General features: G+C 61.6%; 15 protein-coding genes. 11 read left to right on the top strand and 4 right to left on the bottom strand.

The features are described from left to right. Window positions 1-99: 99 nt before the first annotated feature. A complete protein-coding gene (locus tag ACTQ1S_RS00150; RefSeq protein WP_441546762.1) occupies window positions 100-2,280 on the bottom strand; it encodes a transglycosylase domain-containing protein in 2,181 nt (726 codons plus the stop codon). 160 nt (window positions 2,281-2,440) lie between these two features. Here ACTQ1S_RS00150 and ACTQ1S_RS00155 point away from each other — a divergent pair, with 160 nt between their 5' ends. The 4 genes from ACTQ1S_RS00155 (at window position 2,441) to ACTQ1S_RS00170 (ending at window position 8,802) form a co-directional block, all read left to right on the top strand. Beyond that, entirely contained in the window at window positions 2,441-4,399 is a 1,959-nt protein-coding gene (locus tag ACTQ1S_RS00155) for a U32 family peptidase (protein WP_441546763.1), read from the top strand. Between the two features lie 96 nt (window positions 4,400-4,495). Beyond that, window positions 4,496-5,707, top strand: coding sequence for a tyrosine--tRNA ligase (gene tyrS / locus ACTQ1S_RS00160; RefSeq protein WP_154516034.1), 1,212 nt, complete (start codon window positions 4,496-4,498; stop codon window positions 5,705-5,707). Between the two features lie 273 nt (window positions 5,708-5,980). Next, window positions 5,981-7,801, top strand: a complete 1,821-nt coding sequence (locus ACTQ1S_RS00165; RefSeq protein ID WP_441056895.1) for an adenine deaminase — start codon at window positions 5,981-5,983, stop codon at window positions 7,799-7,801. 206 nt (window positions 7,802-8,007) lie between these two features. After that, the gene (locus tag ACTQ1S_RS00170; RefSeq protein WP_427794984.1) at window positions 8,008-8,802 is read left to right on the top strand and encodes a Cof-type HAD-IIB family hydrolase; all 795 of its coding nucleotides are present in this window, start codon (window positions 8,008-8,010) and stop codon (window positions 8,800-8,802) included. Window positions 8,803-8,920: 118 nt separating this feature from the next. Here ACTQ1S_RS00170 and ACTQ1S_RS00175 read toward each other — a convergent pair whose 3' ends face one another. From ACTQ1S_RS00175 to ACTQ1S_RS00185, 3 genes are all read right to left on the bottom strand, one after another. Further along, complete coding sequence (locus tag ACTQ1S_RS00175) at window positions 8,921-9,763, bottom strand: Cof-type HAD-IIB family hydrolase (protein WP_441546764.1); 843 nt, start codon at window positions 9,761-9,763, stop codon at window positions 8,921-8,923. Window positions 9,764-9,850: 87 nt separating this feature from the next. Beyond that, a complete protein-coding gene (locus ACTQ1S_RS00180) occupies window positions 9,851-11,269 on the bottom strand; it encodes a citrate synthase (protein WP_441048324.1) in 1,419 nt (472 codons plus the stop codon). A gap of 74 nt (window positions 11,270-11,343) precedes the next feature. Beyond that, window positions 11,344-11,631: an ACT domain-containing protein gene (locus tag ACTQ1S_RS00185; protein ID WP_006235289.1), complete on the bottom strand. Its 288-nt coding sequence runs from the start codon at window positions 11,629-11,631 to the stop codon at window positions 11,344-11,346. A 349-nt stretch (window positions 11,632-11,980) separates the two neighbouring features. Here ACTQ1S_RS00185 and rpmE point away from each other — a divergent pair, with 349 nt between their 5' ends. The 7 genes from rpmE to ACTQ1S_RS00220 all read left to right on the top strand — a co-directional run bounded on the left by rpmE (window position 11,981) and on the right by ACTQ1S_RS00220 (window position 20,162). Further along, complete coding sequence (rpmE, locus tag ACTQ1S_RS00190) at window positions 11,981-12,406, top strand: 50S ribosomal protein L31 (protein WP_154516018.1); 426 nt, start codon at window positions 11,981-11,983, stop codon at window positions 12,404-12,406. 190 nt (window positions 12,407-12,596) lie between these two features. Then, the gene (locus ACTQ1S_RS00195) at window positions 12,597-13,700 is read left to right on the top strand and encodes a hypothetical protein (protein ID WP_441032943.1); all 1,104 of its coding nucleotides are present in this window, start codon (window positions 12,597-12,599) and stop codon (window positions 13,698-13,700) included. Further along, window positions 13,687-13,959 (top strand): hypothetical protein, encoded by a 273-nt coding sequence (locus tag ACTQ1S_RS00200; RefSeq protein ID WP_441048323.1) that lies wholly within the window; start codon window positions 13,687-13,689, stop codon window positions 13,957-13,959. Before ACTQ1S_RS00195 ends, ACTQ1S_RS00200 begins: the two co-directional genes overlap by 14 nt. Window positions 13,960-14,115: 156 nt before the next feature. Then, window positions 14,116-16,923: a preprotein translocase subunit SecA gene (secA, locus tag ACTQ1S_RS00205; RefSeq protein ID WP_154516012.1), complete on the top strand. Its 2,808-nt coding sequence runs from the start codon at window positions 14,116-14,118 to the stop codon at window positions 16,921-16,923. Further along, window positions 16,923-18,071, top strand: a complete 1,149-nt coding sequence (prfB, locus tag ACTQ1S_RS00210) for a peptide chain release factor 2 (RefSeq protein ID WP_427717736.1) — start codon at window positions 16,923-16,925, stop codon at window positions 18,069-18,071. The genes secA and prfB overlap by 1 nt, the downstream gene beginning before the upstream one ends. Before the next feature lie 162 nt (window positions 18,072-18,233). Further along, window positions 18,234-19,124: a YitT family protein gene (locus ACTQ1S_RS00215; RefSeq protein WP_441048319.1), complete on the top strand. Its 891-nt coding sequence runs from the start codon at window positions 18,234-18,236 to the stop codon at window positions 19,122-19,124. Between the two features lie 207 nt (window positions 19,125-19,331). Further along, window positions 19,332-20,162: a transketolase gene (locus ACTQ1S_RS00220; RefSeq protein WP_441546765.1), complete on the top strand. Its 831-nt coding sequence runs from the start codon at window positions 19,332-19,334 to the stop codon at window positions 20,160-20,162. Window position 20,163: the final 1 nt, after the last annotated feature.

The raw sequence follows: 20,163 nt of genomic DNA on the forward strand, positions 1-20,163 counted from the left end.
TGTGACGCTCCTGTTGTGGCATCTCGATTGCGCGCGATATGCCATGTATGTCCCAGCTAAAAGCGCCCGAGCATTTGAGCTGCTCGGGCGCTTTGCTATCTACTGATCTGTGGAGGGATCGGGGGTCGGGCTAGGGCTGGGATCGGGGGTCGGGCCAGGGTCGGGGCTGGGGCTGGGATCGGGGCTGGGGCTGGGGTCGGGAGTAGGGGTGGTACTGCCGCCATCGCCTTCGCCGCCGGTGTTACCGCCCTCGTTGCCGCTCCCGCCGGTGGTCTCCTCCTCTTCTTCCTCGTCTTCGTCCTTATCCTCGCCCTCTTCCTTCTTCTTGTTGTTTGTGCCGTAGAACTTCCAGACGTTATTGTTCTTGTACGTGGGAGCCGTTCCGGTCGGGAACTCCTCGCGCTCGGCGCCCGCAAGAACGGTGTTCATGAACTTCTTAAAGACGGGCAGGTTGGTGCTGTCGCCCAGCAGGTCCGAACCGTACTTTTGGATGGGAATCTCGCCTGCGGAATAACCGGTCCACAGGGCGCATGCCAGTTGCGGCGTGTAGCCGCAGAACCACAGGTTGGTGGTGTTGTCAGTGGTGCCCGTCTTGCCGGCATAGGGCTGGTTGACGCTCAGCGCGCCGGCGGCACCCGTGCCGCTGCCCTGCATGACGCCGGATAGAACGTCGGTAACCGCGGCAGCCTCACCTTCGGTGAGCACCCGCGTGGGATTGTCGGTGTGCTGGTACAGAACCGAGCCGGTACGCGAGTCGATCTCGGTGATGGCGATCGGCTGGCGATAATAGCCGCCGTTGGCAAAAGCGGCGTAGGCCGATGCCATCTCGAGCGGTGAGATGGACCCGGTGCCGAGCGTCATGACGGGAACGTCCTCGATATTGTCCTTGGCGGGATCGATGCCGAGCTTTTTGACGAGCGACATGATCTTGTCATTGCCGATGGCTTCGGCCACCTGAATATAGCCGGTGTTGGATGAGTATGCCGTTGCCTGCTTAAGCGTGATGTTGCCATAGCTCTGTTTGTCATAGTTTTGCACCTCGGTCGTGGTGCCCTTGGCCTTGAGTGGCGAGTTGCAGTTGAGAATGACGTTGGGGTTCATGCCGTTTTGGATGGCAGTTGCCAGCGTAAAGGCCTTAAACGTGGAGCCCACGGGGCGCTTTGCCGTAGCGTGGTTCACGTGATTCTCGTCGGCGTTGTAGTCGTAGCCGCCCACCATGCACTTGATGTAGCCGGTCTTGGGGTCAACGACAACCATGCCCATGTCCAGGCCATCGAGCGAAAGCGTGTCGAGCTGTGAGCGCACAGCCTCCTCGGCCACCTGCTGCATGGTGGGGTCGATGGTGGTCTTAACAGTCAGGCCACCCTTAAAGAGTACGTCGGTGGAGAACTCCTGCTCGAGCAGCTGCTTGACGTAGGAGACAAAGTAGGGCTGTGAGTATACGTCGACGCCGCTGCCCGAGATCTCGGTCACGTTGAGGGTGATGGGCTCAGCCTGCGCGGCATCGTGCTCTTCCTGCGTGATGTGGCCCAGGCGCAGCATGTTGTCGAGCACCTTATTGCGGCGGGAAAGCGCCAGGTCGGGATTGACCGTGGGGTCGTACTGTGAAGGCGAGTTGGGCAGACCGATGAGCAGCGCGGCCTCGCTCAGGGTGAGGTCGGAAGCACTCTTGGAGAGGTAGGTCTCGGCGGCGGCCTCGATGCCATAGGCGCCGTGGCCATAGTAAATGGTGTTGAGGTACATCATGAGGATCTCGTCTTTGGAGTACATGTCCTCCATCTTGATGGCGATATAGGCCTCGCGCACCTTACGTTCGATGGTCGAGTCGAACTGCTCCTCCTGCAGGATGGTGTTGCGCACCAGCTGCTGGGTGATGGTCGAGGCTCCTTCGTGGCCGCCGGCAAGGGTTGCCACCGAGGCACGCGCGATGCCCAAGAGGTCTATGCCGCCGTGCTCGTAGAAACGCTCGTCCTCGACGTCGATCGTGCCCTGCAGGACGTACGGGGAGACCTGGTCCTTGGTGATGGACTTGCGGTTTTGGGTATAGAAGCTGGCGATCTTGTTGCCGTTGCAGTCAACAATCTCGGTAGGCTCGCTGACCAGATAGGCGTTGGCGTCGGTGTAGTCGGGCAGGTCGGACAGCCAGCGGTTGACGTTGCCGATCATGCCGATGCCAAATGCTACGCCCGCGATGAGCAAAAAACCCAAAAGCGAAAGCAGGATGACGGGCAGAGCGTGCGTCTTAGAGCGACCGTGTCCCTGTCGTTGGCGAGGACCCATATGTTGACCTCCAAGTATGTCGTGCCAGGCGGCGGGTATGCGTCGGGCAGGATGGACATAAGTTATTACACGATAAACCAATCGAGCCGCGCGAAGCCTCGTGTATGCTGGTTGACGGCAATTAACAGAGTGATTGCATACCTTGGTAAGGAGTTTGCCGATGGCGATTTGGGCGACGGAGCCTAGCAGACAATGCGGGAATGGGACGCCAACATCGGGTCTGGCACTGCCCGAGCTGTTGGCTCCGGCTGGCGGGCTCAGTCAGATGCTTGCCGCGATCGCGGCAGGTGCCGATGCCATTTATGCCGGGTTGAGCGGATTTAACGCCCGCGTGAGTGCGCACGGGTTTAGTGACGACGAATTTGCGCGCGGGTGTGCCGTGGCGCACGCCCATGGTGTGCGCGTGTACGTGACGCTCAACGTATTTGTGTTCGACGACGAGCTGTCCGAAGCCGTGGCACTGGGGGCACATGCGCATGCGCTGGGCGCCGATGCATTGATCGTGGCAGATGCGGGCCTAGCCCGCGCGCTGCATGCGGCAATTCCGGGGGTCGAGATTCATCTGTCCACCCAAGCGGGCGTCCATAGCAAGGGGGCCGTGCGTTTGGCGGCTGACGAGCTGGGGGTCGAGCGCGTGACGACGGCGCGCGAGCTGACCGTGGCAGAGATTGCGACGCTCTGCGCTACCGGTGTGCCCATCGAGGTGTTCTGCCATGGCGCCATATGCATTGGCTATTCGGGCGCGTGCGAGTTTTCGGCCCTGCGGCGCGGACGGTCGGCGATGCGTGGCGACTGCACGCAGCCGTGCCGCCTGGCATACGATTTGGTGGATGAGGCTGGGGAGAGCGTCGTTGCCGTCGAAGGCGATCGTCTGCTCTGCCCGCGTGACTATCTGGGCATTGCTCATTTACCCGAGCTTGTTGCTGCCGGGGTGGCGTCGCTCAAGATCGAGGGGCGTATGAAGAACCCCGACTACGTCTACAACGTGGTGCGGGCGTGGCGCCGGGCGCTCGATATGCTGCGTGATGGCGCGTGGGATCCCGATGCCGTGCAGGCGCTCGAACGTGATCTGGGAAGGTCGTTTAACCGCGGGTTTACCGACGCGTATCTGCGAGGCCGCTCGGGCGCGGAGCTTATGAGTTTTGAACGCGCGATCAACCAGGGCGTGCGTGTGGGCCGTTTGGTTGCCGTGGGACACGAGGAAGTGACCGTCGAGCTCGATGCCGCCGTGGCGGCGGGCGATACGCTCGAGATTAGGTTTTACCCGGGCGCCGACGCGCGCCCCGATGTACCTAAACGCTGGCCGCAAGTTCCTTGCCCGGTGGATGCCGCGGCGGGGGAGCGCATCGTTGTCCATTGCAAGCGCAAGGTCGACGCGGGCTGCGAAGTGTATCTGATTCGCAGCGCTGGTGTGCTTGAGCAAACGGCAGCGGCACTGGAGCGCATGCGGGCCGAGGCCGATGCGGTCGCGCTTGCGAAACGCGCTGTCGAGACGCTGCCGTTTGCAGGCGTTCTGATGGATGGTGGCGCGCAGCTGGAAGAACCTGCAGAGTCTGTCGCCGCTCGCTTGGTCTTTGCCTGGCAGCTGATGGACCAGGACCCGAACGAAGAGCTCGACCTGTCCGGTGCGACTGTTGTGCTCGACGAGGTCTGCCGTGTGGGCGATATCGAGCGGACTCGGTCGCTCATGCAGCGCGCCGGCCGCATCGTCTGCCGTAATCTGGGACAAGTGGCGATAGCTCGCGAACTGCGCGTCGCCTTTGACGTGGCAGCGCCGGTGTTCTGTGCGAACCGGGCAACGCTCGCCTGGTTGCGAGGGCTTGGGGCGCAGCGCGTGTTTTTGCCTGCCGAACTTGTCGCTCACGATGCGAAACGCGTTGCCGAGCTTGCCGCCTGTCCTGGCGTCCTGGGCCCCGTCGATACCGACCGTCCCGAGCTCATGGTGTGCGAGCACTGCCTGCTGACCGCCGAGGGCGTCTGTGCCACCGATGCGACGGGACAGGCCTGTTGCCGCGACTGCTTGCGTCGCCGGCAGACGCGCTATCTGGTTGAGCGTGACGGTACACGTCTGCCAGTTGCCATCGACGCATGCGGCAGGACGAGGATTTTCCTGTCGTAGGTGCCGCGTCGCGTCAGTTTGTTATCATATGAGAGTTTATGGACTTCCAGCACCGCCGTTTTCGGCGAGGGTGCTATAGCAAAAGGAGGATACCCAATGCTGTCTGTTGACGAGCAAATGCGTATCATCACCTCGGGCGCCGCGAAGATCGTCCCCGAGGCCGACCTTCGTAAGAAGCTTGAGAAGGGTGAGCCCCTCAACATCAAGCTCGGCGTCGATCCCACCAGCCCCGACCTGCACCTGGGGCACGCCGTGCCCCTGCGCAAGATGCGCCAGTTCCAGGACCTGGGCCACAACGTCACCCTGATCATCGGCAACGGTACCGCACTGATCGGCGATCCTTCGGGCAAGAACTCCACCCGCCCGCAGCTTTCTCAGGAGCAGATCGAGGCCAACGCCGAGACCTACGTGAGCCAGGCCATGAAGATCTTGGACCCCGAGAAGACCACCATCGTGCACAACGGCGACTGGATCTTGTCGATGGACCTGGCCGGTCTGCTGCAGGTGTGCTCCAAGTTCACCGTCGCCCGCATTCTTGAGCGCGATGACTTTACCAAGCGCTATCAGTCCCAGACGCCGATCGCCCTGCACGAGTTCCTGTATCCCGTGATGCAGGCATACGATTCGGTCATGATCAAGGCTGACGTGGAGATGGGCGGCACCGACCAGCTTTTCAACCTGCTCGCCGGCCGTGAGCTCATGGAGAAGATGGGCATGGAGCCGCAGATCGCGCTCACCATGCCGCTGCTCGAGGGCACCGATGGCGTCCGTAAGATGTCCAAGTCCTATGGCAACTACATCGGTCTGACCGACGCGCCTAAGGATATGTTCGGCAAGACCATGTCCATCCCCGACGAGATGATTGGCAAGTACTACCGCCTGGCGAGCTCGCTCACCCCGGCCGAGGTCGACAAGATCGACGCTGCCCTGGCCGATGGCTCTGCCGATCCCTATGAGCTCAAGCGCGCTCTGGGCCGCGACCTGTGCGACACCTACCACGGCGCCGGTGCCGGCGACGAGGCTCAGGCCGAGTTCGACCGCGTGTTCAAGGAGGGCCAGCTCGCCGACTTCCCCGAGAAGCATATTGAGCTGACCGTAAACGACGAGGGCCAGATTTACCTTGCCGGCCTGCTCAAGGACCTGGGTCTTTCGGCCAGCGCCGGTCAGGCCCGTCGCGACATTGACGGCGGCGGTGTCAAGATCAACGGCAAGGCCGTGGCTCCCAAGAGCTACAACATCGACCCCAGTGCCCTCAAGCTGGGCGACACCCTCTCCGTGGGCAAGCGCAAGGGCTTTAAGTTGGTCTAACGAGCAAGTTGACCTCACAAGTGCAACAAGGCCGCAGCCGGGATTTCCGACTGCGGCCTTTTTGGCACTTAGGGATGATCCTTTTGTGCCGGCACTTTGGGACACTCCTTGTCAGTGGTGCAAAGCAGCCTGTCTCCATTGCGCCAAGTGGTGTGTGCCGTTAAGCAGAGGGGCGTATTGCTGGTCCATCGTTTGGGCATACAATGGCTATTGGCTTGCTGCGGTGAAGGTCTGTCCGCTCCGCAGCTTTTTTCTACGGTTAAAGGAGTATGTATGTCCGTTGAGGTCATGAGGTCTGTGATCGATGCCGCCGAGGGCCGCGTGCCCGTCGACACGCTGTTTGCCAACGCACAGATCGTTGATGTGTACGGTCAGCGCGTGGCGCCCGGTAGCGTCGCCGTCAAGGACGGCGTGATCGTCGGTGTTCTCTACGATGGTCGAGATGACGCTGCTGGCACGTACGAGGCAGCTGAGGTCATCGACTGTCAGGGTCGCTATCTCGCACCCGGTTTTATTGACGGACACTTGCATATCGAGTCTTCGAACATCCGCCCTGCCGAGTATGCGCGCATGGCGGCGACGCGTGGTACCACCACCGCTATTGCCGACAGTCACGAGATCGCTAACGTTTCCGGCCTAGACGGCCTGCGCTTTATGATCGAGGACGGTTGTCGCGCGCCCATCTCCATCAAGTACATGATGCCTTCGTGCGTGCCCGCACTGCCCGACGAGCAGGCCGGTGCCGTCATCACTGCTGCCGATATGCAGGCGTTTTTTGCCGAGCATCCGGGCGACGTCTTTGGCCTGGGCGAAATGATGAACCTGCCGGGTGTCTTTATGGCCGACCCCGAGACCTGCGCTCGCATCGATGCTGCCAACCAGACACCGTCCAAGCAGGTTGACGGTCATGCTCCGCTTGTTGCCGGCAAGGATCTCAACGCCTATGCCGCGGCGGGTATTATCGCCGACCACGAGTCGACGATTCCCGAGGAAGCGCTCGACAAGCTATCCCGCGGCATGTATGTCATGCTGCGCGAAGGCACCTGCAGCCATGATCTTGCCAACCTGTCGCCTATGCTGCTGGAAAACCCCGCCCGTGCTCGCCGCTGCTGCTTTGCGACCGACGACCGCGCCCCCTCCGACGCGCTTTCGACCGGCATGATCGACAACGCCTGCCGCGTGGCCATCGAGGCCGGCATCGACCCGGTGGTCGCCATCTCCATGGCGTCCCTTTCCACGGCCGAGGCCTTTGGTCTGGACCACGGTTGCCGCGATCCGCATGAGCTCCGCGGCGCCATCGCTCCGGGTAAGCGTGCCGACCTGCTGGTGCTCAACGATCTGACGTTTGCCACGGCCCCGCATCGCGTATATGCCGCCGGTGCTCTGGTGGCGCAGGATGGCGCCTTTGTGGGCGAGATCGCACCCGAGATGGCTGAGGTTGCAGCCCTTGCCGACGAGCTGCGCGCCTCTGTTAAGCTGCCGAAGCTTTCGCTCGACGTTTTCGACTATGCCTTTAAGCCGGGCGAGGCTGTGATTGACGTGGTGCCGGGTAAGGCCATCACGGGTATGGCTCGCCCCGAGAGCGCCGAGGGCCTGCGCCGCATTATGCTGATTGAGCGCCATGGCCGCGGCGTGTCGCTGCAAGCCGAGGGCGTCGACGGCGACGGCCCCGATGGCCTGGGCCTGGTCGGCAAGCATATCGGTCGCGGCTGGGTGCGCGGTTTCACCATCACCGGTGGTGCCATTGCCTCCACGATCGGCCACGACTCGCACAACGTGTGCGTGGTGGGCGACAACGCCGCCGATATGATGGCTGCTGTTGAGGCCGTGGGCCAGGGCGGTCACGTGCTGGTGCGCAACGGCGAGGTCGTGGCGCGCATTCCGCTGGCGCTCGGTGGCCTGATGAGCGAGGGCACGGCCGAGGATGTCGCAGCGCAGCACGACGACTTTATGGTCAAGGCGCGCGCCATGGGTATTGAGCCGCCGCTCGACCCCATCATGGGCATCATCTTCCTGCCCCTGCCGGTCATCCCGACGCTCCGCATCCGCCCCGAGGGCATGTTCGACGTCACGACCTTCACCTACGCCGACTAGTCATCGGGGACGTTCTTAAACGACTAGTCGCTGGGGACACTCTTTGGCGTGTCGCCTGACGCCGCGACCGTGGGCTCTCTGGCGCGCGTGAGCTATTTGCCAGGTCTATGTAACGTTTATGACTGCGGGGTCTTATTTGAGCTCCCTTTGGGTACGTTGGAATCGGATACACGTTCGATTCCAGCAAGCCCGAAGGGAGCTTTACTATGTTTAAGCTGATTGCATCCGATATGGACGGCACGCTGCTTGACGAAAACGGCCAGGTGCCTCCCGAGACCTACGAACTGATCCTGGCACTACGCGAGCATGGCGTGCATTTTGCCGCGTCGTCAGGCCGCCGCTACGATCGCCTGTGCGAGTTCTTTGCGCCCGTTCGCGACAAAATGGACTTTGTCGCAGCTAACGGTGCCCAGGTCTACGCCGACGGCAAAATGGTAGGCCGTGAGGTGTATTCGCACCTGGCGATTCGAAAGCTAGCCCAGGCCGTCGCGACGTTTCCCAATCTGCATCTTGCACTCTTTGACCGAACCAAGTCCTTCTTGCTCGATGACGAGAGTAAGTTCGTGCGCGAGGTGGATAAGGACCTTCCCAATGCCGAGCGCATTTGGGAGCTGCCCGATCCCAGCGTAAATATCATCAAGGCGAGTATCTTTTGCGATGATGGTGCCGTTATGGACAGCGCTTACGTACTGCAGCGCGAACTCGGCCAGTTCTTTACCTTTGCGCCTTCGGGCAACGCGTGGATCGATGCCATGCAGCCCGGTGTGTCGAAGGCCTCGGGCATCGCACAGCTCATGGAGCACTATGGCGTCGAACGCGACGAGGTCATGGCGTTTGGCGACTCGATGAACGACTACGAGATCATTCGCTTTGTCGGCACGGGCTGCGCGATGGAAAACGCGCGCCCCGCGCTCAAGGCAGTCGCCGATCGCGTGGTGGGGTGCAACCGCGACCACGCCGTCCAGCAGGAGCTCCGTCGCGTGCTGGAGAGTCTCGCCTAATTCGGCAGATGGGGACAGTCCTTGCAGCGCCCCGCGAAGAGTGCCCCCAACGACTACTGTGACCAGGGTAGCTAAAAAAGCCCCGTCCCAAATTAGCTACCCTGCCGGGTTGCTGCTGCTAGGCGAGGGCGGCCATGATGGCGCGGGCGACGCCGTCGTGGTCGTTGTCGTATTCGGTGATGGCGCCGGCGGCTTCGCGGTCCTCGGGCTCGGCATTGATCATCGCCGTACCGTGGCCCGCTGCCTGCAGCATGGGGATGTCGTTGATGTTGTCGCCGAACGCCCAGGCGTCGGCGAGAGGCTCGCCCAGATGCCCACATAGCCAAGCCAATGCCGTTCCCTTGGTGGCGCCCCCGCCCATGACCTCGATATTCATGGCGTACGAACGCGTGACCTCAATGCCTTCGAGTGTGTCGAGCGCCGCCACGATAGCATCGCGGTCGGCTGAGTCGTGCCAGTACATGGCGATGCGTTCGAGCACCTCGACCTCGTCGATTTTGCTGTCGATATCCATGTCGATCGGCGTTCGCGTGCGCTTGAGCGAAGCCGCGATGTGAGGATCTCCGCCGCAGAATTCGTCCAGGCGCGTGTAGAGCGAGCGGGGGAGGAAGCACTGCCCGTCCGCGAAGATATCGAAGGTCACATCGTGGCCGGCGGCAATGCTATGGACGCGGTGGGCGATGGCGCGGTCGAGCGGTCGGCTCAATATGCACGTGGCGCGTGAGGCATCGGTGGGCACATCCTCGTCGAGCTGCCAGACGCTAGCACCATTGGCGCAGACCGCGTAGTGCACGGCGGGATGGGCGAGGATGGCCTCAAAGACGCCCGACAGCGGACGCCCCGTGCACGGTACAAACTCAATGCCGCGACGTGCGAGCTCGTCGAGCATCGCCCAGGTGGCGTCGCTCATCTGCTTGTCACTCGTCAACAGTGTTCCATCCATATCGGAAAAAACAATCATTCGATGCAGCCCTTTCTGCTGGCATAAAAAGCGTGGCCGAGGGCGGTGATGCCCTGGCCACGCTCGTGTTCTATAACGGTGCGCGTCCTAACGGTCGGCGAGCGGCTTGTACTCCAGTGGCTCGATTACCGGACGGTATGCCGGGCGAATAATACGATGCGCGCAGAAGAGCTCTTCCATGCGGTGCGCCGACCAGCCTGCCATGCGCGCGACGGCGAACAGCGGCGTAAAGAGCGTCTCGGGCACGCCGAGCATCTTGTAAATAAAGCCTGTATACAGGTCGATGTTGGCACAGATGGGTTTGGTCATGCCGTGGTCCCGCATCACCTGCGGCGCTAGGCGCTCAATACGCTCGATGAGCGCGAACTCCTCGCCCAGGTCCTTCTTGGCGGCCAGCGTGCGCGCGTAGTGGCGGCAGACCTCGGCGCGCGGGTCGCTGAGCGTGTAGACGGCATGTCCCATACCGTAGATGAGCCCCGTGCCGTCGAAGGCCTGCTTGTCCAAGATCTTGCCCAGATAGGAAGCGACCTCGTCGTCGTCTTCCCAGTTGGAAACGTGCGCGCGAATGTCCTCGTGCATGGATACGACCTTGGCGTTGGCGCCGCCGTGGCGTGGGCCCTTGAGCGAGCCGATGGCCGCGGCGTAGGCCGAATACGGGTCGGTGGCCGACGACGACAGTACGCGGCAGGCGAACGTGGAATTGTTGCCGCCGCCGTGCTCGGCATGGAGCATAAGCATCACGTCGAGCAGCATCGCCTCGTCGCGGGTAAACGCCATGCCGCCGCGCAGCACCTGCAAAATGGTCTCGGCCGTGGACAGGCCGGGCGTGGGGTGCGGCACATGCACCTCGGAGCCGCGACGCTTGGCGACCGAAGCCATGTGCGCGAAGGCGGCAATACGGGGCAGACGGGCGAGCATGGAGATGGCAACATCGATCTCGTGCTCGGGGGTGATCACGTCGGGCTCGGCGTCGAAGGCATAGAGCAGCAGCACGGCGCGCTGAAGCACGTTCATGATGCTCGACGACACCGTGGTCATCGGGAATTCCTTAACGTACTCGTCGCTCAGGTGCCTAAACGCGCCCAGACGCCCGCAAAAGCCGTCGAGCTCATCCTTGTTGGGCAGCGAGCCCGTGATGAGCAGGTAGGCGACTTCTTCGTAGCCGTAGCGGTTCTCGGCCTGGGCATTGTTGACCAGATCTTCGATGCTGTAGCCACGAAGCGTGAGCTTACCCTGATCGGGCACAGCCTTTCCGTCGACCTTGTTGTAGCCGTGCACGTCCGAGATACGGGTGAGGCCCGCGACCACGCCCGATCCGTCGGCATTGCGAAGACCGCGCTTAACATTGTGCTCGACAAACAGGCCCTCGTCATAAGGCTCGGTGGGCATGCCGTAGTATAGATTTTCGCTTTCGGGCGAAATCTGGCGGCTTGCTTCGTAGTCCAAGACCAGGCGGCTCAGGTGGTCGTCGAAGCGGTAATAGATTTTCTTGGCGTCGTAGGCCATGCGCGCTCCTCTCCGGGCTATGTGGCGACGTTGCGCCTGGGCGCACGTTGGGCCGTCGTCACGCAGCCTGTTCGCTACAGGCGGTACATAAAGTTAAAGACGTCCTCGCGCTGGATGGACACGTTGACGCCCGAAAGCTCGCCGGCCTCGGCCAGGGCCTTCTGCAGCTCGGCGAAGTCGAGCTTGGACTCGGCGGTGTCGGCCAGCATGGTCATGGTGAAGATGTCCTCGATAATGGACTGCGTAATGTCGCGGATGTCGACATTGGCTTCGCCCAGGACGCGGGTGACGCCGGCGACAATGCCGGGGCGGTTCTTGCCAAGGACGGTGATGACGATACGGGAGGACGAGATCTCGGCCATGGGAAACCCTTTCGCGTGTTAGCGGCGCGCGGCGGCGCTCCGCTACGGTACAGTGTTCATCATTGTACCTGTCCCGTGCAAAAAGGGGCACCTTTGCTGCGGCGTTACACGTCTGCAACATGGAGCGCTTGTCTCGTAGGGTGTATTTTTGGCACCTTGGACAGCTCGGGCGGCTCTGTTGGCGCCGCGATCGGGCAGATTCACCTGTGTACTCCGGCGTAAAGACCGTGAACCTTTTGTGGGACGCTCGGCGCCGTGGTACCATAGCCGAGTTTGTTGTCTTGGTCGGAAACCAAGACGCCTTATGCGCTGATCGGTAACCAGCGCCTGACCAATAAGGAGTCCTACCATGAAGCAGGGTATCCATCCCCAGTATGTCGAGTGCACGGTGACGTGCTCCTGCGGCAACACCTTCAAGACGCACGCTACCGTGTCCGAGATGAGGGTCGAGCTTTGCAACGAGTGCCACCCGTTCTACACCGGCCAGCAGAAGTTCGTCGACACCGGTGGACGCGTCCAGCGCTTCGCCGACAAGTTCGGTGGCGCTGCTGCCGCCCAGCTCAAGAAGGCCGAGGAGGCCAAGGCTGCCAAGGCCGCCAAGGCTGCTGAGGCCGAGGCCGCTCGCAAGGCCGCCGCTGAGGCTAAGGCTGCCGAGAAGGCCAAGCGTGCCGCTAAGTTTGCCGAGGAGGCTGCCAAGCAGGCCGCCGAGGCTCCCGCAGAGGCTCCCGTCGAGGAGGCCGCTGCCGAGGCCGAGACCACCGAGGCTGCTGAGTAAATAGCTCGCCGAGGAATCGCTCGCATTCATGGCAAAAGGGCCGTGCACCCAATTGGTGCACGGCCCTTTTCTTATCGACGCAAAGTAGCACGTCCTCTTTGCACCGAACGGTGGGGATTTTTCGTTTGCCCAGATAAAACCTGCCAAAATAAACCTGTCCCTTTTTGGCAGGTAACCGATAGGAGGCTACGTGGACACATCGACGTCCTTGGGCAATCGCGAGCTCGCGGTGGCAAAGAAGCGTGCGCTCGATGCTGCCTATTTTAGGAAGGGTATCGCTGTCGCGGCGCTTTCGAGCTGCATGTATGCGCTGTACACGGCCTTTGTTACCGCCGGTCAGCTCTTTGGCGTTTGGGCCGGTTGGTTCGATGCATTTGCTCCCTCCGGCCTTTTGGCGGTATTCATCTTGCCCACGATCGCCTCGGGCGTCAATGACGTGCTGAGTGCCGTCTGGGCCACGTTTTTCACTGCCGGTCAGGGCAAACTCGCCGACCTAGGCCGCTGCATCGCCTCAAAGCCCGGCGTCATCGTTATCGCCGCCGCCTTCATTGGCGGGCCCATCGCTTCTGCCGCCTACGTTATCGCGCTTTCGCAGGCAGGCACGCTTGCCGTGCCCATCGCCGCGCTCAACCCCGCGATCGGTGCGGTGCTCGCCCGCGTGCTCTACCGACAGCCGCTTAGCCCCCGTGTCGTCACCGGCATCGTTGTCTGCGTGTTCGCCGGCGCCATGATCGGTAGCGCCGGCCTGAGCGGGCAGGCATCTTCCGGCATGGCGCTCGGCCTGGGTCTGGCGCTGTTAGCCGCCCTGTGCTGGGGCGTCGAGGGATGCGTGGGCGGCCGCGCCACCTGCATGATCGATCCTCAGATTGCCATCAACATCCGTCAGCTTGTCTCGGGCGTCGGCAACCTGTGCTTGGTACTGCCGGCCCTAACCTTGGCATGCGGAGAGCCCCTTGGTCAGAGTTACGTCCTTGTCGCCCAAGCGCTCACCGACAAATCCTCCGTCGTGTTTTTCGCCTGCTCCGGTTTTGCCGCCTACTTTTCGTTTATGAGCTGGTATCGCGCCAACTCCATGTGCGGCACGGCGCTGGGCATGGCCATCAACGGCACCTATACCTTTACAGCGCCGCTGTTTACGTGGATTATCGTCGGCCTGGTCTTGGGCTTTGACGGCTACGCGCTTCCGTCCGTCGCATGGGTGGCGGCCGTCGTCAACCTCGTCGGCATTTGCCTGATCGCCGTGAATCCCCTCGACATGGTTAAAAAGGACGGTGATCGGGATGCTTCCGCTTAACTATGCCATGCTCGATTATTTTGTTTGCCATGACGAGGCTTGCGTCGACGATGTGATGGCCGATCTCGCGGCCGAGTATGCATCGTTTGCCGCCTTTGCAAGGCCGCGCATGCAGGAGGCGCTCATGACCGCGCACAAGAATGGCCTGATTGACGAGGCGCGCTTTGATTTGGATGCCGAAGGCGAGCTTCGCGTCTACTATCGGGCGAGCGCCGAGCAGCGCAAAGTTATCGGCGCTTATCTGGGCCGTAGCCATTAAAAATAAAACGCCCTTTTTGGCAGGTCGGTCGTAGTTATTACGTGGGGGATGAGGTCGAGCGTATAGCGTGCGCCCCGTTTGGCTAAAGTACAACTATCTGTGTTTAACTCGCCCAGTGCAGTGCGCTACGGGCGATGGCCAAAAAAGGAAAACCACATGGGATTCATGTCAAAGCTGCTCTCCTTTGGATCCGATAAGGACCTTAAGCGCTACTACAAGATCGTTGACCAGATCAACGGGCTTGAGCCTCAGTTTGAGAAGATGACCGAGGAGGAACTTCGCGGCCAGACCGATAAGTTCCGCGAGCGTTATGCTAACGGCGAGTCGCTTGACGACATGCTCCCCGAGGCCTTTGCCACCGTGCGCGAGGCTTCAAAGCGCATCACGGGCATGCGTCACTTTGACGTACAGCTCATCGGCGCCATGGCGCTGCACGAGGGTCATATCGCCGAGATGAAGACCGGCGAAGGCAAGACGCTCGTCTCCACCCTGGCCGGCTATCTTAACGCCATCGCCGGCAAGGGCGTGCATGTCGTTACCGTCAACGACTACCTGGCAAAGCGCGACTCCGAGTGGATGGGCCGCATCTACAAGTATTTGGGCATGACCGTCGGCCTGCTGCAGAACAACATGCCGCTCGAGCTTAAGCGCCCGGCCTACCAGGCCGATGTCACCTACGGCACCAACTCCGAGTTTGGCTTTGACTACCTGCGCGACAACATGGTCACCCGCCCCGAGCAGCGCGTCCAGCGCGGCCACAGCTACGCTATCGTCGACGAGGTCGACTCCATCCTGATCGACGAGGCCAGGACCCCGCTGATCATCTCGGGCGCCGGCACCAAGTCGGCCAGCACCTATAAGGACTTCGCGCGCGCCGTGCGCGGGCTGGAGCGCGGCGAGGACGTGTCGCACGATATGCTCACCGCTACCGAGGACGTGGAGCCCACGGGCGACTACGTCATGGACGAGGCCAAGCACACCATTGCCGCCACCGAGCGCGGCCTCAAGAAGATAGAGCGCCGCCTGGGTATCGAGGACATCTACGCCGACCTTTCGGGCCAGCTGGTCAACCACCTGCAGCAGGCGTTGAAGGCCCAATACATGTTCCACCGCGACAAGCAGTACGTCGTTACCAACGGCGAGGTCAAGATTGTCGATGAGTTCACCGGCCGCATCATGGAGGGCCGTCGCTACTCCGAGGGCTTGCACCAGGCTATCGAGGCCAAAGAGGGCGTGCTCGTGCGCGAGGAAAACCAGACGCTGGCCACCATCACCCTGCAGAATTACTTCCGTCTGTATGACAAGCTTTCCGGCATGACCGGTACGGCGCTTACCGAGGACGCCGAGTTCCGCGAGATCTACAAGCTGCCCGTCGAGGTCATTCCCTCCAACAAGCCCGTGCAGCGTGTCGATCACGAGGACCTGGTGTACCGCACCATCCAGGCCAAGTACAACGCCGTTGCCAATGATGTCGAGCAGCGTCACGCCAAGGGCCAGCCGGTCCTGGTGGGCACCGTCTCCATCGAAAGCTCCGAGAAGCTGTCGGCCGCCCTTACCAAGCGCGGCATCGCGCACGAGGTCCTCAACGCTAAGCATCACGAGCGCGAGGCTCATATCGTTGCCCAGGCCGGACGCTACGGCGCCGTGACCATCGCTACTAACATGGCCGGTCGTGGTACGGACATCCTGCTGGGCGGCAACCCCGACGAGCTGGTGCGCGAGCGCCTGGAGTACGAGGGCCTGACCATGGAGGACGTGACGCCCGAGCAGCTCGAGCAGTTTAACGCCGAGGCCAAGGAGACCTGCAAGGCCGAGCGCGAGCGCGTGCTTGCCGCCGGCGGTCTGACCGTCATCGGCACCGAACGCCATGAGTCCCGCCGTATCGACAATCAGCTGCGCGGCCGTTCTGGCCGTCAGGGCGATCCGGGCGAGACCCAGTTCTACCTGTCGCTCGAGGACGATCTGATGCGCCTGTTTGGCGGCGACAAGATGGACCGCGTCTCCAAGATGATGGTCACGGCAGAAATGGGCGACGACATGCCCATCCAGCACAAGATCATCTCCAAGGCCGTCGAGAGCGCTCAGCACAAGGTCGAGAGCATCAACTTCTCCATGCGCAAGAGCGTTCTTGAGTACGACGACGTGATGAACAAGCAGCGCCAGGTTATCTACGCCGAGCGCAACAAGATTCTGGACGGTAAGGACCTGACCGACCACATCACCGAGGTCATGCACGACACCGTGTACCGCTGCGTGCAGGAGTTTTGCACTAAGGACAGCCACGACGGCGAGCGCGACCTCGATGGCCTGCGCAAGTGGGTCGTGGAGCTGACCGGCCATATCGATACGCCCAAGTTCCCCGACGAGGATTACGAGGCCCTTGCTGCCGATGTCCTAGCCTACGTCGAGAAGTGCTACAACATGAAGGCCGAGCGCCTGGGCGAGGACCTCATGCGCGAGCTCAATACTCAGGTCATGCTGCGCGTCATCGATACCCGCTGGATGAACTACCTGCAGGAGATGGACTACCTCAAGACCGGTATCGGCCTGCGCGGCTTTGGTCAGCGCGACCCGCTGGTCGAGTACAAGACTGAGGCCTATGGTGCCTTCCAGATGCTCGTTGACACCATGTATGAGGATTACCTGCGCACCGTCCTGCGCATCGAGATCAAGGCCGCCCCGCAGGCTGTGGAGCGCAAGGAGGACCCCGCGCTCGAGGGTGCGCGCTTCTCCGGCCCCGCCGACGTCGATGGCGACAACGGCAACTCGGTCCTGCGCAAGGAGGCACGGGCACAGGCTCGCACGGCCGTCCAGGGCGGACCGGCAGCTGTCAACAACGGCGCTAAGGTGACCACCTACCGCAAGTCCGAGAGCGACGACCCGTATGTCAACGTGGGTCGCAACGAACCGTGCCCTTGCGGCAGCGGCAAGAAGTTCAAGTACTGCCACGGCAGGAATCGTTAATGGCGGATGCTTTAGAGGTAACGCCCGCCGAGTTGGACGCGTTTGCGGACCGGCTCGGCGAGGTCGAGTCGTATCTTCATTTGGACGAGAAGCGCACCCACGTGACCGAGCTTGAGGCCAAGAGCGTCGCTCCCGGCTTTTGGGACGACGCCGATGCCGCTCGCGCCACGATGGAAGAGATTGCGCGCGCCAAGGAGGATATCGCCGCCGTGGATACCGCGCGCGGCGAGCTCTCCGACGCCCGCGCGGCGCTGGAACTTGCCGAGGAAATGGGCGATGACCCCGATGCCGCTGCACTGCGTGAGGAGGCTGCCGCCACGGCTGATCGTCTGGCGCGCGCCATCGATGAGCTCGAACTTTCGAGCTGGTTTACCGGCGAGTTCGATCACGGTGACGCGATTGTGACCATCAAGCCCGGACAGGGCGGCTTGGAGGCGCAGGACTGGACCTTCATGCTCTTTAAGATGTACATGAAGTACTGCCAACGCCGCGGCTGGAAGGTCACCATCAACGATTGCCCCGCTGCCGAGGTCATTGGCATTGATCGCGCGACCTTTACCGTTGAGGGCAAGGATGCCTTCGGTATGCTTCGTGCCGAGGCCGGCGTTCACCGTTTGGTGCGCATTAGCCCCACCGATGACAAGAAGCGTCGACAGACTACGTTTGCCGGCGTCGAGGTCATTCCGGTGCTGCCCGACGATATCGATATCGAGATCAACCCCGACGATATCCGCGTCGACGTGTACCACGCAAGCGGCCCGGGCGGCCAGGGCGTCAACACCACCGACTCCGCCGTGCGCGTGACGCATTTTCCCAGCGGCATTGTAGTGACCTGCCAAAATGAGCGCAGCCAGATTCAGAACAAGGCCGCGTGTATGCAGATTCTCAAGGCCCGCCTGTACGAGATTGAGCTCGAGAAGCGCGCCGAGGCGCTCGACGAGATCCGCGGTCCCAAGACCACGATTGGCTTTGGCAACCAGATCCGCAGCTACGTGCTCTATCCGTATCAGATGGTCAAGGACCTGCGCTCGGGCGTGGAGACCAGCAACGTCGACGCCGTTCTCGACGATGGCGACTTGGATCCGTTTGTGATCGGCTACCATCGCTGGGCTACCGGCAATGCTGATGCGGAGTCTCCGTCCGCTTAAGCCCCGGGTGAGTCACGGACCGACACTAAACTCTGGACAGGCGGTTTTATATCCAGAGCAAACCCGCCGCGGGGTGGTTTTTCCTCGGCGAATCGGTAGAATCGAATACGGTAAGAAGTTCAAAGCGCACCCAAGGGGGTGCGCTTTTTTGAGGGGGGTAGCATGGCATATCGTCTGGATATCAAGCGCATTCTTTCAATGAACTTCTTCCGCGATCTACCCCAGATCATGCTTGGGTGCGCTTTGGCGGCCATCGCGACCGACTTGTTTTTGATTCCCAACGGTCTTGCCGCCGGTGGCGTTACGGGCCTTGCGACTATTATCCAGGCGGTCGGTGCCGCGCGAGGCGTGTCGCTGCCCGTCGGTATCCAAACCATCGTGATGAACGCCTTGCTGTTGCTGGTCGTAATGCGCGAGGGCGGCATGTTCTATGTGGTACAGACGGCGACAGGCTTTGTGCTACTGGGCTTCTTTACCGACCTGTTTGCCCCGTTTGTAGCGCCTCTGGCAGATGCGGACCTGATGCTTCCCGCTATGTGGGGCGGCATTATCACGGGCATTGGTTACGGCATGGTGTTACGCGCCGGCGCCAACACCGGCGGCTCCGACACCATCGGCCAGATTATCTCGCGTAATACCTCGCTGCCGGTGGGTTCGACCGTCATGGCGATCGATGTCGCCGTATGCGCGGCATCGGCCCCCGTCTTCTCTCTGGAGAACGCGCTGTATGCAGGGCTTTCGATGGTAATTAGCGGCTATGTGATCGACGCTGTGGTCGATGGCGGCAACAAGCGCCGTATGGTGCTCATCATCTCGGAGAATTTCCCCGATATCGCGGCCGATATCATGTATGGCCTGGGTCGCGGCTGCACTAAATTTAAGGCGACCGGCATGTATTCGGGCGCTGAGAAGCCGGTGATTATGGTGATCGTTAGCCGCCGCGAGCTCAATACACTTAAGACCATCGTGCGCGAGCGCGATCCTCAAGCTATCGTGACGGTCGCCGACGTTACGGAAGCCTTCGGCGAGGGGTTCAAGGACATTAACGCGTAGGGCAGACTGCGCTCCATCCAAAAGACGTTCACATTGATAAACCGATTCATCAGCGGGTCTGCCAGCTAAATTATTCAAATAATGATAAAAACTCTGGTAAAGCCTTCAGTTTCCAGCATAATGAATGGCGCACGTGCATTGCGGCTGGGTTGGGATTACCTTCTGCGCCGTGCGCATCTTGTCTAAAGAGGATGAAAGGAAGGCACAATGAGCGACGAAGAGCTCAAAAAGGTTGCCAACGAGGTAAGGAAGGGCATCGTCACCGGCGTGCACGCTGCCAAGTCAGGCCATCCGGGCGGTTCGCTCGGCTCTGCCGACATCATGACTTATCTGTACTTTGAGGAAATGAATGTCGACCCGGACGATCCTCGCAAGGCCGACCGCGACCGCTTTGTGCTCTCCAAGGGCCATTGCGCTCCGGGTCTGTACGCCGTGCTCGCCGAGCGCGGATTCTTCCCCAAGGAGGACCTCGAGACGCTGCGCCATATCGGCAGCCACCTGCAGGGCCACCCCAACATGAACGACACCCCGGGCGTCGACATGTCCACCGGCTCGCTGGGCCAGGGCATCTCCGCCGCCGTGGGCATGGCCGTCGCCGCCAAGCACTGGGGCGATACTTACCGCACGTACGCCCTGCTGGGCGACGGCGAGAGCGAGGAGGGCCAGGTCTGGGAGGCCGCCATGTTTGCCGGCAATCAGCAGCTCGACAACCTCTGCGTGATCGTTGACCACAACGGCCTGCAGATTGACGGTCCCGTCGAGGAGGTCAACGATCCCATGCCGCTCGCCGACAAGTTCCGCGCCTTTAAGTTCCACGTGGTGGAGCTCGCCGACGGCAACGACTTCGGTCAGATTCGCGCCGCCTTTGCCGAGGCTCGCGCCACCAAGGGTCAGCCTACCGCCATTATCGCCGAGACCATGAAGGGCAAGGGCGTTTCCTTTATGGAGAACCAGGTTGGTTGGCACGGCAAGGCCCCCAACGATGAACAGTTTGAGCAGGCCATGGCAGAGCTCACGGCCGCCGGAGAGGAGCTCTAGG

Source organism: Collinsella sp. LCP21S3_D3 (genome assembly GCF_052118305.1).
Classification (GTDB): Bacteria; Actinomycetota; Coriobacteriia; order Coriobacteriales; family Coriobacteriaceae; genus Collinsella.

Bases quoted from the DNA above. Each gene is read 5' to 3' on its own strand.
- ACTQ1S_RS00215 (WP_441048319.1), top strand. From the start codon at position 18,234: ATGGCATATCGTCTGGATATCAAGCGCATTCTTTCAATGAACTTCTTC.
- ACTQ1S_RS00220 (WP_441546765.1), top strand. From the start codon at position 19,332: ATGAGCGACGAAGAGCTCAAAAAGGTTGCCAACGAGGTAAGGAAGGGC.
- ACTQ1S_RS00165 (WP_441056895.1), top strand. From the start codon at position 5,981: ATGTCCGTTGAGGTCATGAGGTCTGTGATCGATGCCGCCGAGGGCCGC.
- prfB (WP_427717736.1), top strand. From the start codon at position 16,923: ATGGCGGATGCTTTAGAGGTAACGCCCGCCGAGTTGGACGCGTTTGCG.
- ACTQ1S_RS00185 (WP_006235289.1), bottom strand. From the start codon at position 11,631: ATGGCCGAGATCTCGTCCTCCCGTATCGTCATCACCGTCCTTGGCAAG.
- ACTQ1S_RS00155 (WP_441546763.1), top strand. From the start codon at position 2,441: ATGGCGATTTGGGCGACGGAGCCTAGCAGACAATGCGGGAATGGGACG.
- ACTQ1S_RS00170 (WP_427794984.1), top strand. From the start codon at position 8,008: ATGTTTAAGCTGATTGCATCCGATATGGACGGCACGCTGCTTGACGAA.
- tyrS (WP_154516034.1), top strand. From the start codon at position 4,496: ATGCTGTCTGTTGACGAGCAAATGCGTATCATCACCTCGGGCGCCGCG.
- ACTQ1S_RS00150 (WP_441546762.1), bottom strand. From the start codon at position 2,280: ATGGGTCCTCGCCAACGACAGGGACACGGTCGCTCTAAGACGCACGCT.
- secA (WP_154516012.1), top strand. From the start codon at position 14,116: ATGGGATTCATGTCAAAGCTGCTCTCCTTTGGATCCGATAAGGACCTT.
- ACTQ1S_RS00175 (WP_441546764.1), bottom strand. From the start codon at position 9,763: ATGATTGTTTTTTCCGATATGGATGGAACACTGTTGACGAGTGACAAG.
- ACTQ1S_RS00180 (WP_441048324.1), bottom strand. From the start codon at position 11,269: ATGGCCTACGACGCCAAGAAAATCTATTACCGCTTCGACGACCACCTG.
- rpmE (WP_154516018.1), top strand. From the start codon at position 11,981: ATGAAGCAGGGTATCCATCCCCAGTATGTCGAGTGCACGGTGACGTGC.
- ACTQ1S_RS00200 (WP_441048323.1), top strand. From the start codon at position 13,687: ATGCTTCCGCTTAACTATGCCATGCTCGATTATTTTGTTTGCCATGAC.